12 protein-coding genes are annotated in these 14,142 nt (G+C 53.0%); 7 read left to right on the forward strand and 5 right to left on the reverse strand.

Annotated elements, in window-relative coordinates:
- Positions 1-17: 17 nt before the first annotated feature.
- Positions 18-1,214 carry a maltose/maltodextrin ABC transporter substrate-binding protein MalE gene (malE, locus tag ACP3TC_RS00830; RefSeq protein ID WP_426817330.1) on the reverse strand — a complete coding sequence of 399 codons (1,197 nt, stop codon included), beginning with the start codon at positions 1,212-1,214 and terminating at the stop codon, positions 18-20.
- Positions 1,215-1,556: 342 nt separating this feature from the next.
- On the opposite strand from malE, the gene malK reads away from it, so the two are divergent.
- From malK to ubiA, 5 genes are all read left to right on the forward strand, one after another.
- Positions 1,557-2,681, forward strand: a complete 1,125-nt coding sequence (gene malK / locus ACP3TC_RS00835) for a maltose/maltodextrin ABC transporter ATP-binding protein MalK (RefSeq protein WP_313854262.1) — start codon at positions 1,557-1,559, stop codon at positions 2,679-2,681.
- A 25-nt stretch (positions 2,682-2,706) separates the two neighbouring features.
- Entirely contained in the window at positions 2,707-4,020 is a 1,314-nt protein-coding gene (locus ACP3TC_RS00840; RefSeq protein ID WP_313857826.1) for a maltoporin, read from the forward strand.
- Positions 4,021-4,146: 126 nt separating this feature from the next.
- The gene (malM, locus tag ACP3TC_RS00845; RefSeq protein WP_313854261.1) at positions 4,147-5,118 is read left to right on the forward strand and encodes a maltose operon protein MalM; all 972 of its coding nucleotides are present in this window, start codon (positions 4,147-4,149) and stop codon (positions 5,116-5,118) included.
- A 167-nt stretch (positions 5,119-5,285) separates the two neighbouring features.
- On the forward strand, positions 5,286-5,813 hold the full coding sequence (gene ubiC, locus ACP3TC_RS00850; protein ID WP_426817331.1) for a chorismate lyase: 528 nt from the start codon (positions 5,286-5,288) through the stop codon (positions 5,811-5,813).
- Positions 5,814-6,695 (forward strand): 4-hydroxybenzoate octaprenyltransferase, encoded by an 882-nt coding sequence (gene ubiA / locus ACP3TC_RS00855; RefSeq protein ID WP_313854256.1) that lies wholly within the window; start codon positions 5,814-5,816, stop codon positions 6,693-6,695. It abuts the gene before it with no gap.
- Between the two features lie 35 nt (positions 6,696-6,730).
- On the opposite strand, the gene ACP3TC_RS00860 is transcribed toward ubiA, so the two are convergent.
- From ACP3TC_RS00860 to plsB, 4 genes are all read right to left on the reverse strand, one after another.
- Positions 6,731-7,846, reverse strand: a complete 1,116-nt coding sequence (locus ACP3TC_RS00860; protein ID WP_426817332.1) for an RHS repeat-associated core domain-containing protein — start codon at positions 7,844-7,846, stop codon at positions 6,731-6,733.
- Between the two features lie 131 nt (positions 7,847-7,977).
- A complete protein-coding gene (locus ACP3TC_RS00865) occupies positions 7,978-9,072 on the reverse strand; it encodes an RHS repeat-associated core domain-containing protein (protein WP_426817333.1) in 1,095 nt (364 codons plus the stop codon).
- Between the two features lie 133 nt (positions 9,073-9,205).
- Positions 9,206-10,294, reverse strand: a complete 1,089-nt coding sequence (locus tag ACP3TC_RS00870) for an RHS repeat-associated core domain-containing protein (RefSeq protein ID WP_426817334.1) — start codon at positions 10,292-10,294, stop codon at positions 9,206-9,208.
- Positions 10,295-10,467: 173 nt separating this feature from the next.
- Positions 10,468-12,906: a glycerol-3-phosphate 1-O-acyltransferase PlsB gene (gene plsB / locus ACP3TC_RS00875; RefSeq protein ID WP_313857825.1), complete on the reverse strand. Its 2,439-nt coding sequence runs from the start codon at positions 12,904-12,906 to the stop codon at positions 10,468-10,470.
- A gap of 128 nt (positions 12,907-13,034) precedes the next feature.
- On the opposite strand from plsB, the gene ACP3TC_RS00880 reads away from it, so the two are divergent.
- Positions 13,035-13,403, forward strand: a complete 369-nt coding sequence (locus ACP3TC_RS00880; RefSeq protein ID WP_313854252.1) for a diacylglycerol kinase — start codon at positions 13,035-13,037, stop codon at positions 13,401-13,403.
- A gap of 105 nt (positions 13,404-13,508) precedes the next feature.
- Positions 13,509-14,117 carry a transcriptional repressor LexA gene (gene lexA / locus ACP3TC_RS00885; RefSeq protein WP_313854251.1) on the forward strand — a complete coding sequence of 203 codons (609 nt, stop codon included), beginning with the start codon at positions 13,509-13,511 and terminating at the stop codon, positions 14,115-14,117.
- Positions 14,118-14,142 lie beyond the last annotated feature (25 nt).

Raw genomic sequence — 14,142 nt, forward strand, 5'->3', positions numbered from 1 at the left:
CGCCGCCCCATACCGGTTTATTTGGTGATGCGCTTTTCCGCATCTTCCAGCGCGGCTTTCACCGTCTGACGACCATTAATCGCATTCAGCACCGCGGTGCGTTCGGCGTACCAGAAGGCGCTCATTTGCGGAATGTTTGGCATCACTTCGCCTTTCTGCGAGTTAGCCATGGTGGCGGCGATTTTTGGATCTTTCGCCAGCTGCTCCTGATAGGATTTCAGCGCCACCGCACCGAGAGGTTTGTCAGCGTTCACTTTCGCCAGACCGTCGTCAGTCAGCAGGTAGTTCTCAAGAAACTCTTTAGCCAGCTCTTTATTCGGGCTGGCGGCGTTGATACCCGCACTCAATACCCCAACAAAGGGTTTGGACGGCTGACCTTTAAAGCTTGGCAGCAGTGTGACGCCGTAATTAACTTTAGCGCTGTCGATATTGCCCCATGACCACGGACCATTAATGGTCATCGCGGTTTCGCCCTTATTAAATGCGGCTTCGGCGATGGCATAGTCAGTATCAGCATTCAGCTGCTTGTTTTTCACCAGGTCGACAAGGAATTGCAGCCCCGCCTGAGAGCCCTCGTTGGCAACGCCAACGTCTTTCAAGTCATAGCTGCCGTCTGCCTGTTTTTTAAAGGCGTAGCCGCCAGCAGCAGCAGTCACTGGCCAGGTGAAGTAGGGTTCTTGCAGGTTAAACATGATGGCGCTCTTACCTTTAGCGCGCAGCTGTTTATCCAGCGCCGGGATCTCTTCCCAGGTTTTCGGTGGCTCTGGCAGCAGATCTTTATTGTAAATCAGCGACAGTGACTCAACGGCCACCGGATAGCCAATCAGCTTACCGTTGTAACGCACCGCGTCCCAGGTAAAGGGATAGATTTTATCCTGTAGCGCTTTGTCCGGGGTGATCTCTGCCAGCAGGCCAGATTGTGCATAGCCACCAAAACGATCATGGGCCCAGAAAATAATATCCGGGCCGTCACCAGTGGAGGCCACCTGCGGATATTTCTCTTCCAGTTTATCGGGATGCTCAACCGTCACTTTAATGCCGGTATCCTGTTCAAACTTCTTACCGACTTCAGCCAGTCCGTTGTAGCCTTTATCTCCGTTAATCCAGATAACCAGCTTACCCTCTTCGATTTTCGCCAGCGCGGCACCCGGAAGCAGCGCGGTGGTTAAGGCACACAACATCAGCGTTTTTGTATTCAGTTTGAACTTTGACATTTCCCGTTCCTCTAATCGTTAGCGGTAGTCTTAACGCCAGCAGTCTGCGGATAACTGCCCGTTCCCTCATCCTCCTCCGCTCTACGCCCCAGTGGGTGGAAGTGTGATCGCCGCTACCTTTCTGCCTGTTTCTGTGTCACAGCCCACAAAAAACACCCCCTTTTTTTGCCAGCACGATCACGAAAATCTGTTTTGTTCCCGGTTTCTGCGCGTCCTGTTACGCGTCTCATCCTCCTGCCTCCTCCCCCATAAAAAAGCAGCAGGCGGAGGATTTAACCTCCGCTGACATCCCACAGACTCCCAGCCATTCGATAAGCGGTACGAACTGGACGGGAGAGGCAAATGGCGAGCGTGGTGCTGAAGGATGTCACCAAAGCCTGGGGTGATGTGGTGGTATCGAAAGATATCAATCTGACTATCGCTGAAGGTGAATTCGTCGTGTTTGTCGGGCCATCAGGCTGCGGCAAATCAACACTGCTGCGCATGATTGCCGGATTAGAAGAGATCACCTCGGGTGAATTGCTGATTGGTGATAAACGCATGAACGAGGTACCACCAGCCGGGCGTGGTGTCGGCATGGTGTTCCAGTCCTATGCGCTCTATCCGCATCTGTCGGTGGCGGAAAATATGTCGTTTGGCCTGAAGCTGGCCGGTACGGCAAAAGCGGAGATTCAGCAGCGCGTGACCCAGGTTGCTGATGTGCTGCAACTCGGGCATCTGCTGGAGCGCCAGCCAAAAGCGTTATCCGGTGGACAGCGTCAACGCGTTGCTATCGGACGTACGCTGGTGGCCGAACCCGAAGTATTCCTGCTGGATGAGCCCCTGTCTAACCTTGATGCCGCGCTGCGCGTGCAGATGCGTATAGAGATTTCCCGCCTGCATAAACGCCTGCAGCGCACCATGATTTACGTCACCCACGATCAGGTAGAAGCGATGACGCTGGCTGACAAAATTGTGGTGCTGGAAGGGGGACATATTGCGCAAGTCGGCAAGCCGCTGGAGCTGTATCACTATCCAGCCAACCGTTTTGTCGCCGGTTTTATCGGCTCGCCGAAGATGAACTTCCTGCCGGTCAAAGTCACCGCTACGGCGATCGACCAGGTGCAGGTCGAACTGCCAAACCGCCAGCAGATCTGGCTGCCGGTCGACAGTACCGATGTACCGGTGGGCGCCAATATGTCGCTCGGTATTCGTCCGGAACATCTGCTGCCCAGCGACGTTGCTGACGTCACGCTATCTGGCGTGGTGCAGGTCGTCGAACAGCTGGGACATGAAACCCAAATCCATATTCAGATTCCGGCTCTGCGTCAAAACCTGGTTTACCGCCAGAACGACGTGGTGCTGGTAGAAGAAGGTGCCCATTACGCCATCGGCCTGCCGCCACAACGTTGCCATCTATTCCGTGAAGATGGTCGCGCCTGTCGCCGGCTACATACAGAGCCGGGTGTTGAAGCACGCCAGCAATAGCAAAGAGAACAGGAGAATAACAATGATGATAATGCTGCGTAAATATCCTCTGGCCGTGGCAGTGGCTGCAGCGGTGATCTCAACTCAGGCAGCTGCGGTTGATTTTAAAGGCTATGCGCGTTCAGGTATTGGCTGGACCGGCAGCGGCGGAGAGCAGCAGTGCTTCAAGGCAACCGGTGCTGACAGTAAGTATCGTCTCGGTAACGAGTGCGAAACTTACGCTGAAATTCAGTTAGGTCAGGAAGTCTGGAAAGAAGGTGATAAAAGTTTCTATGTCGACACCATGATCGGCTATGCGGTTGATCAGAAGAACGATTATGAAGATACCTCCCCGGCCGTTCGTCAGATGAACGTGGTCGGTAAAAACCTGTTCGATGCATTGCCGGGTGCCGATATCTGGGCCGGTAAACGTTACTATCAGCGTCATGACGTTCATATGATCGACTTCTACTACTGGGACATTTCGGGTCCTGGCGGTGGTATCGAAAATATCGATGTTGGCTTTGGTAAGCTCTCACTGGCAACAACCCGTAACAGCGAAGCCGGTGGTTCTCAGAGCTTTATTAATGGCACGACCCGAACCAAAGATCTCTCCAACGACATCTTCGATGTGCGTCTGGGACAGATGCAAGTCAACCCGGGCGGTTCACTGGAAGTGGGCTTTGACTACGGCAGAGCGAACGAAAGCGATGGCTATGAACGCGTTAACCGTGACAGCTCGAAAGATGGCTGGTTGGGCACCATTCAGCACACGCAGACCTTCGGCGATAACGGCAGCCTGAACAAATTTGTGGTGCAGTACGCTACCGATGCGATGACTCAGAACCGTAACGGTCGTCCGGGCACGGCACAGAACAACAATGGCAAAATGATCCGCGTGATCGATCACGGTGCGATTGATTTCAACGACACCTGGAGCCTGATGTATGTCGGTATGTACCAGGACGTCAATCGTGATAACAACAATGGCACCACCTGGTACACTGCGGGCGTGCGCCCGATGTACAAATGGACGCCAATCATGAGCACCTTACTGGAACTCGGCTACGACAACGTGAAATCGCAGAATACCGGCGACCGCAACAACCAGTATAAAGTGACTTTAGCGCAGCAGTGGCAGGCGGGCAGCAGTATCTGGGCTCGTCCGGCAATCCGCGTGTTTGCCACTTATGCCAAGTGGGATGAGAAATGGGGCTACTCTTCGTCAACCGTGGGCGACAGCAACTATGTCGCGGGCGTGCCAAATGGTACCGCGTTGAATGACACCAACACCCAACGCTTCAGCCGTGGCGATAGCGACGAGGTGACCTTCGGTATTCAGATGGAAGCCTGGTGGTAAATTTATCCGTCATCGTTCAGGTCGCAGAGGCATCAGCCGCCCCCTGAATTATTCCGGATAAATCCTTTGTTAGCCCGTCTTCCTATTGCCTGAGGAAGACGGGTGAAAATTTTGAGGAAAACAACAATGAAAAAACACCTAATCGCGCTCTGCCTGCTGCAGGCGCTGAGCGTCGGCACGCTGTCAACCAGCTTTGCCGCCAGTAATCTCAACCCACAAAATGTTTCAACCGCGCCGGTGATTGCGCAGGATAAACTGCACAGCCTCTCGTGGCTGCCGGTGATGCCGCCAGTGACACAGGATATTGAACTGAATGCTTCTTCGGTAACGATCAATCAGGGTAATATCAGCGGCGCAGTTGCCGCGATTGCGCTGCCAGCCGATCAAGGCTCGCTGGAGATTACCCTGACCAGCAGCATCAAAGATAAACGCGCCTACGTGCCTAATGTATTGGTGCTGGATGAGCAGTTACAGCCCGCCGCTTACTTTCCTGGCAGCTATTTCCCGTATGCCAAGCCGGGTATTGCCTCTGGTAACCGCTTGGAAGGCACCCTGAAACTGACGCCAGTGCTGGGGCAGAAACAGATTTATCTGTTGATCTACACCACCACTGACGATCTGGCTCGTACTTCTACCATGCCCAGCCCGGCCAAGCTATATGCCGAGGGGGCGAACAACGCCATTCCTGACGTACCGGATTTAGTGGTGCGGCATAGTCCGACAGGCAGCTTAACCATTAAGGCGAAAACCGAGCAAAACAGCGGCAATATTATGATTGGTAAGCTTTTTGGTGCTGCCGATCCTAAACCTGTGGTGATCGGAAGCACCGGTGCTGCGGTTAACACCACTGCCGCGCCAGCTCCGGCTTCGGCTCCAGCCCTCGCACCGGCACCGGCGCCTGCCCCGATGCGCGCCGCACCTGCGCCGAAAACTGAGCCATTACTGAACGAGACCGAAAGCTACTTTAATAACGCGATCAAACAGGCGATTAAAGAGGGCGAAATTGATAAAGCGCTGAGGTTGATGAATGAGGCTGAACGCCTTGGCTCGTCGACGGCCCGCGCGACCTTTATCAGCAGTGTGAAAGGCAAGGGATGACGTTATCCCCATATTGCTGATGTTGCTGGACCATTGGTGCGTCACTGACGCACCCTTTTTTAACTGACATCAGCCAGATAATTTTTGCCATTTCCTCCCGCGTGGCGTGTTCTCCGCCAGGCTCTGCGTTACACTACGGCTTCTGATTTTTAACCTGGAGATGCCGTATGTCGGATAACGCGCTTAAGCTGCTGCGCGCGATGGAATGGCTTCCTGCTTCGTCCCCTTCACTTGATGCAGCCCTGCTGGACTGGCTGATGGAAGAGGATTCAATGACGAGGCGTTTTGAGCGTCACTGCGCGAAAGTCACCGTTGAGCCACTGCGCGAAGGTTTTATCAGCGCTGCTGACGTTGGCGATGAGGTGGCGTTACTGCCACAGGAACAGCGTTACTGGCTGCGCGAAATCTTGCTGTTTGGCGACGGCGTGCCCTGGCTGGCTGGCCGCACTATTGTGCCGGAATCGACGCTTAACGGGCCGGAAGCGATGCTGCAAAACTTAGGCAGTCGTCCACTTGGTCGCTATCTGTTTTCGTCCTCTACGCTAACCCGTGATTTTATTGAACCCGGTATCGTCCAGTCCTTATGGGGACGACGCTCGCGCCTGCGTCTGGCCAATAAGCCGCTACTCCTTACCGAACTTTTTTTACCTGCGGCGCCGCTCTATCAGCGTGGGCCTGCGGAAGGATCACGATAAGTGGAAAAAAGTCTGCAAATAAACAAACTTCAGGCTTATAGCCGCCTGATGCGTATCGATAAACCGATTGGTTCACTGCTGCTGTTATGGCCGACGCTCTGGGCGCTGTGGCTGGCTGATATGGCAATGCCACCGCTGAATGTACTGGTGGTGTTTGTGCTGGGCGTATTTACTATGCGTGCTGCGGGTTGTGTGATTAACGACTATGCCGATCGCAAAATCGATGGTCATGTCAAACGCACCCGCGAGCGGCCGTTACCGAGCGGAGCGGTTAGCGGGAAAGAGGCCAAACTGCTGTTTGTGGCGTTAGTTCTGGTCTCGTTTGCGCTGGTATTGACGATGAATGCCATGACCATCTGGCTGTCATTTGGCGGTCTGGCGCTGGCCTTTGTCTATCCATTTATGAAGCGTTATACCCATCTGCCGCAAGTGGTGCTGGGTGCGGCATTTGGCTGGGCAATTCCAATGGCCTGGGCGGCGGTCAGTGAAAGTGTACCGTTAACCTGCTGGCTGCTGTTTTTCGCCAACATCTGCTGGACGGTGGCTTACGACACCCAGTATGCGATGGTCGATCGCGACGACGATCTGAAGATTGGCGTGAAATCGACGGCAATCCTGTTTGGTCGCTTCGACAAGTTGATTATCGGTTTACTGCAGCTGGCAGCATTAATATTGCTGGTGGCGATCGGCCTGTTGTTGAAACTGAACGGTGCGTTTTACTGGTCGATTCTGCTGGCGGGCGCGCTGTTTATTCATCAGCAGAAACTGATTGCCGATCGCAAACGCGAGCACTGCTTCCGGGCATTTCGTAATAATAATTATGTCGGACTGGTGCTGTTTATCGGGGTGGTATTGAATACTGCGCCGTTTACGTTTGGATAATCAAGTCACACAGGGGCGAATTTCGCCCCTGTGGATCAGTTATTGATAAAGTCATTCGCGTGCAGAGAACGGAAGGTTGTTTTCCATTGGGTAAACTGTTTATTTCTTTCATAAACCTGCGCGTTAAACATGGATTCACTGATTATTATTTGCTCTTGCTGCTCTGCATTCTGAAAACTGTGAGGGTGCAACATCCTGCGGATATTGGTGGTACGCATCATCGATAATTTATTTTCCAGAGGATTAATATTACTTTTACTGAGTTGCGAAGCAGAGGTAAAATGATGTTCTCCCCGCCAGATACGCCTTACCTGCTCAATATAGTCACTGTTGGTATACGTAGACTTAAAAATAGCATAGTCATCAACAGAAGGCTTATAACTGGCCATAAACTCGGTAGCGCTTCGTTCAGGTAACAGGCTATCTAAACGGGTCAGCATTCTTTCAACGTTGGTCTGCATGGTCTTCGATGTCGCGCGTAAGTTATCTATTTCCGTTCCCGTCAGTCGGCGCATAATGCCGCTCATAATCAGCGGATTGTGCGATAGCGTTTCTAAGGTGGGTGTGGCAGCCGCAGCGGGGAGTTCGGGCATAATGGCATGTTCAGCCGCAGGGGTGATATTGCCACTCTCCTCTGCGGTTGTAGTTAGCAGCTGATAGCCTCCGGCGGTCAGACCGGTTCCTAATGATAGCAAGCCTGCCGCAAGCGATATCCACCCCAGCAGTGAAAAAGCCTTTGGGTGGCCGTGCGCAGTTAGCGGGCTGGCGACGCTGGTGATATCGGCCACCACGCCGGCCGTGCCGACGGCCAGTGTTGTCACCGTCGATGCGGCCATCGCCGCTCCCAGGCTGCCTGCTGCGACCAGTGAACCACCGGCGGTGAATATCGCCCCCAATATTCCCAGCAGCCCCATACCAATGCTCAGCCCGGCCTGCCAGCTGAAATGCCCTGACGGATCGGTGCGGTTGATCGGGTCACCGGCACAATATGCGTAAGGATTAATCCCGCCGTGACCAAACGGACTCCAGCTGTCCGGGCAGTTAAAGCGTCGCAGGGCGGGATAATAAGCACGATAGCCGTTGCCCAGATGTGTTGCGCCACTGAGCGGATCGAGACGCTCGCCGTTAAATCCCAGTAAAGAAATACTCATCGCCAACTCCTGTAAGCAAAAAGAAAGGAGGTTGAGTTAATCACATACCAAGGCGGGAAATGACATCATTATAATAACTATAAGGTCGCTGTCATATACTGGGAAAAATGGGGGCAGTTCACTCCCGAAATTTAATCCTCAATAAAGATTTCAGGATGAATGCTATGAAACAGTGACTGCCAGGCTCTGAAAATTCGGTTACGAATATTAACCTGTTTTATAAATTTTCTATCCCATCGGGTGGCTGAATACCTCATCATTGTGCTTGATGATTCGCCTGAATGGTTTATCGCCATAAATCCGGCGCTGGCAGGATTTATGCTATTGAGATTGAGTTGCGAGGGCGGAGTATAGGGATAGTGCCCGCGCCATATTTCTCTGACGGTCTCCAGGGCAGTAATATGCATCGGTTTCTCTTTCAGCGACTCGAGCAGACCTATCGATACCAAATGTTCATTCTCCCAGCGTTTTATCTTGATGGTGTAATTTTCTATATTATCCACTGCACGATGAACATTATTCAGCATGCTTGTTGATGTCGCGCGTAAACTATCAACGTCCAGCCCCGAAAGATGCTGCATAATGTTGCGCATAATCAAACCGTTATGTGTTAACTCCTCAAAAGACGTCAGGCTCGCCGCAGAAGGAAGTTCGGACGACAGGATAGGCTCAGCCGCAAGGACGGTGTAACTGCTTTGCTGCACGGTTTTATTTAACAGCCGATAGCCTCCGGCAGCCAGACCAGCGCCTAATGACAACAGGCCGCTGGCAAGCGACAGCCATCCCAGCAGTGCGGAAGCTTCTGGATTGTGCTGTGCGGTTAACAGACTCACCACGCCGGTGACATCCGCCACCACGCCCGCCGTGCCCACCGTCAGTGCCGTCACTGAGGACGCTGCCAGCGCTGCACCCAGACTGCCCGCTGCCACAAGAGAAGCGCCGGCGGTAAATACCGCACCCAGTATTCCCAATATTCCCAGCAGCCCCATCCCGATACCCAGCCCGGCCTGCCAGCTGAAATGTCCTGACGGATCGGTGCGGTTGATCGGGTCACCGACACAATAAGCGTAAGGATTAATCCCGCCGTGACCAAACGGACTCCAGCTGTCCGGGCAGTTAAAACGCCGCAGGGCGGGATAATAAGCACGATAGCCGTTGCCCAGCTGCGTTGCGCCATTAGCCGGATCGAAACGCTCGCCGTTAAATCCCAGTAAAGAAACACTCATCGCCAACTCCTGTAAGCAAAAAGAAAGGAGGTTGAGTTAATCACATACAATGACGAAAAATAACATCATTATAATAACCATCAGGTTAGTGTCATATACTGGGAAAAATGGGAGGATCAATTTCCCCCGAAAATTAATCCTCAATAAAGCTGTCAGGGTGAACACTATGGAACAGCGACTGCCACGCCCTGAATATCCGGTTGCGAGTGCTCATTTCTTTTATAAACTCTTTATCCCATTTAGCGGCCGAATATTTCACCATCGTGCTGGATGATTCAGACAAATTGTTTAGCACCATAAACTTTTGGCGGGCAGGATTAATTTGATTGAGGCTGAGTTGCGAAGGGGGATGATACGGATGTAAACCTTCCCATATCTCCCTCATTGCCGCGATGCCAGGATGACTTATCGGCTGATCTCCCAGAGCCTCGAGCAGTGGCACTTTATATCTGTTCTCTCCACGCCTGACCGGAACAATGTAATTGTCTATATTATCCAGCACGTTGTGGACGTTATTCAGCATGCTTGTTGATGTTGCGCGTAAACTATCAACGTCCAGCCCCGAAAGATGCTGCATAATGTTGCGCATAATCAAACCGTTATGTGTTAACTCCTCAAAAGACGTCAGGCTCGCCGCAGAAGGAAGTTCGGACGACAGGATAGGCTCAGCCGCAAGGGCGGTATAGCTGCTTTGCTGCACGGTTTTATTTAACAGCCGATAGCCTCCGGCAGCCAGACCAGCGCCTAATGACAACAGGCCGCTGGCAAGCGACAGCCATCCCAGCAGTGCGGAAGCTTCTGGATTGTGCTGTGCGGTTAACAGACTCACCACGCCGGTGACATCCGCCACCACGCCCGCCGTGCCCACCGTCAGTGCCGTCACTGAGGACGCTGCCAGCGCTGCACCCAGACTGCCCGCTGCCACAAGAGAAGCGCCGGCGGTAAATACCGCGCCCAGTATTCCCAATATTCCCAGCAGCCCCATCCCGATACCCAGCCCGGCCTGCCAGCTGAAATGGCCTGACGGATCGGCGCGGTTGATCGGGTCACCGACACAATAAGCGTAAGGATTAATCCCGCCGTGACCAAACGGACTCCAGCTGTCCGGGCAGTTAAAACGCCGCAGGGCGGGATAATAAGCACGATAGCCGTTGCCCAACTGCGTTGCGCCACTGACCGGATCGAAACGCTCGCCGTTAAATCCCAGTAAAGAAACACTCATCGCCAACTCCTGTAAGTGATAAAGCAAGGAGATTGAGTAAATGACACTCTGGGGGGCAGCTCAAATCACATTTATCACCCTGCGGGGGCGGTTACAGGATGTTTTCCGCTTGCGCAGCAAAAAAAAACGCCCGATAACTTATCGGGCGTTTTTCATGCGGCATAAATCAGCGATTAAGGTTTCGTTAAGACTTCAAGCGCCGCTGCGCTCTCAATCGTCAGCCGTACTTCCTGAGTAATCAGATCGGCCAGTAGCAGGTACACTTTCTGCGTCTGTTCAATCTGAGCATCGCCGGTATCGCTGATATAGCCTTCATCACGTAGCGTCAGCACCAGTGAAGAGAATACCGCCTTATCAAAGAATTCCGGGGCATTAATCCCGTGCAACACTGACAAGCGCTGGGCCATAGTGCGGCTCTCTTTTTCCAGTGAACCCCGGTTAATCGCCGGATTTGCACTGAGAATTGAGAAGGTAATCGCATAGCGTTGCAATGTTTCGCGTACCCCTGCGGCCAGCAGCTGCAGGGTACGGAAGCGTGACGGATTCAGGCGCAGAGTGCTCTCATCGGCAGTGACCAGACCCTGACGCGACAATTCAGCGATCATCTCATCCAGTACCTGTGGCAGCTCCTCTTTATTCCAGCGCAGGAACAGCTCACTTTTCAGCATCGGATAAATAACGCTGACCTGACGCAACAGCTCCGCGCGCGAAATTTCGCGATGCTGCTGCACTATGGCGGCAATCAACGCCGGTAACACCAGCATATGATGGATATTGTTGCGATAGTAAGTCATCAGCACCGCTTGCTCACGCGGCAGAATAATGATGTCACCGATATTGTCCTGCTCGGTTTCAAATTTATTCATTCCCAGCGCGCTGTTCAGCAGCGCTTCCGCCGTCATATCCGGTACGGTAGCGTCAGGCGAATAAGGCACATTACGCAGCAGCTGGATGTAGCAGTCGAGCTGCTCGGTCAACTGTTCGCGCGTTAATGAACGTTGACGAGAAGCCAGCAGCGCGGTGACACAAAGGTTCATGGCGTTGGCCGCGCCGGCGTTATTAATCCGCACCATCACGCGCTGAGCGATATCATTTACCGCCGGTGTCAGCCAGGCCGGGCGCTGAGCTTCAATCGGATCGATAGAATCACGCCATTCAGGCACATGCTTATTCAGATAGTTAATCAACGGCAGCGGTTCACCAAAGTTAACATAGCCCTGGCCGAGATTGCGCAGTTTGCGTAAACCGCGCACCATCTGCATAAAGCCTTCTTTCTCTTTGGTAGCACCGCGCAACTCTTTGGCGTAAGTGCCTACTTCCATCACGTGTTCATAGCCAATGTAGATTGGCACCAGCGTGATAGGGCGGTTACCGCCGCGCAGCATCGCCTGAATGGTCATCGACAAGGTACCGGTTTTCGGATCGAGCAGACGCCCGGTGCGCGAACGCCCCCCTTCGACGAAGTATTCCACCGAATAGCCGCGGGTAAACAGCTCGCCGAGATATTCGCGGAACACCGTGGCGTACAGTTTATTGCCTTTAAAAGTACGGCGGATAAAGAACGCACCCAGACGACGGAAGATCGGGCCCGCAGGCCAGAAATTCAGATTAATACCGGCAGCAATGTGCGGCGGCACCAAGCCCTGGTGATACAGCACATACGACAGCAGCAGGTAGTCCATATGGCTGCGATGGCAGGGAACATAAACGATTTCATGGCCATCCTGCGCCAGCTGACGAACACGTTCGCCACCGTTGACGTTAATGCCCTGATAAAGCTTGCTCCACGTCCAGCTCATCACGCGGTCGGTAAGACGAATCGCTTCGTAAGAGAAGTCAGCGGCGATCTCTTCCATCAGCTCAACTGCGTTTTGCTGTGCCTTCTCATGGGAGATTTTTTTGCTGCGTGCTTCATCTTCGACCGCTTTAGCGATGGCTTTGGATTGCAGCAGCCGACCAAACAGCTCCTGACGCACCGGCAAACGCGGGCCGATCGCCGCCAGACGCTGACGAGCGAAATGCATACGCGCAACGCGGGCCAGCTTCTGGGCGATAGTTTGATCGGTGCCGTGTTCAGTCGCCATACGGCGCAGTGACACGGTAGGAGAGAAACGCACGAAGCTGTCGCGTCCTAACCAGAGAACGGCAAAAAACTTCTGAATGCCGTTCAGCACGCGCAGATGTGGCGTCTGTTCACCCTGAACTTCGCGACCCGGCGCACGGCCAAACATGACGGAAATCGGCACCATCTGCACGTCAAGATCGGGATTACTGCGGTGTAGATCCAGATATTCGTGAAACAGCTTTACCGACTCCAGATTGGGAACGAAGTAGGGGAACACGCGCGGTCCATCGTGGATAAACACGTGGCGTGGCAAAACCGTGCCATCGATTTCCAGCGGCTCCAACGGATCGGGCAAGTCGCGTTTACGACATTGCGATCGCAATGCAAGGAGATCCGCCTTTGAATCATAAGGCAATACATACATAATGGGGCGCGAACTATCGAGCCCGAGTTCAGCTACCGGATCGGCCGGAATAGCCTTACTTCTCACCAGAAATGAGAGGGGTAAGTTTAGTAACTTGTAATAGAAATTACGCCAACCTGACATAGACAACATGAAGCCTCTTGTTAGCAAAGCGCGGCAAGCATACCAGAAAGCGCTATTAAGATCTGTTGTGTTGCAATACGTGCGCCACCCTCTGGTGGACGTTAAACATCTCAAAGGGTTCCCTGATTATGACAAATAATGTAACCGGCCTGGCGCGAATTGTGAAAGCAGCAGGTTATTCATGGAAAGGTTTGCGTGCCGCCTGGCAGCATGAAGCCGCATTTCGCGAGGAGTTGATCGCAGCAGTGGTGGCGATCGTTATTGCCTGCTGGCTTGATGTGGATGCCATCACTCGTGTACTGCTAATCGGCTCAGTACTGCTGGTGATTATCGTAGAAATCCTTAACAGCGCGATAGAAGCGGTGGTGGATCGGATCGGCAGTGAAATGCATGAGCTTTCCGGACGCGCCAAGGATATGGGGTCTGCGGCGGTGTTACTCACCATTCTGTTAGCGGTATTTGTCTGGATAATGCTGTTATGGGCACATTTCGCCTGACCAGGCAGAAATTGACAAGCAGTCGTTTTTTACGCAGCTTTAGGTTTCAAAGCAGCGAATACCTGTATATACTCACAGCGACTGTATAAACAACCAGGGGGCGGAATGAAAGCATTAACGGCAAGGCAGCAGCAGGTCTATGATCTGATTCGTGACCATATTAATCAGACGGGTATGCCTCCTACACGCGCCGAAATTGCCTCGCAATTAGGTTTCCGTTCCCCCAACGCCGCGGAAGAGCATCTGAAAGCCCTGGCGCGTAAGGGTGTGATTGAGATCGTTTCCGGCGCTTCGCGCGGCATTCGTCTGATGATGGAAGATGAGAGCGGCCTGCCGCTGATCGGTCGCGTCGCAGCGGGTGAACCATTGCTGGCAGAACAGCATATTGAAGGCCATTTTCAGGTCGACGCCAATCTGTTTAAACCTAATGCAGACTTCTTGTTGCGCGTCAGCGGCATGTCGATGAAAGACATCGGTATTATGGATGGCGATCTGCTGGCAGTGCATAAGACTCAGGACGTGCGTAATGGACAGGTTGTCGTAGCGCGTATTGACGATGAAGTCACCGTCAAACGACTGAAGAAACAAGGTAATGTGGTTCAGTTACTGCCTGAAAACAGTGATTTTCAGCCAATTGTGGTCGATCTTCGTCAGCAAACCCTGACGATTGAAGGTCTGGCGGTCGGTGTGATTCGCAACGGCAACTGGCTGTAACCTTCTACTTCCTTTAGCGCGTGCT

It is taken from the genome of Winslowiella sp. 2C04 (assembly GCF_050037805.1).
GTDB lineage: Bacteria > Pseudomonadota > Gammaproteobacteria > Enterobacterales > Enterobacteriaceae > Erwinia > Erwinia toletana_A.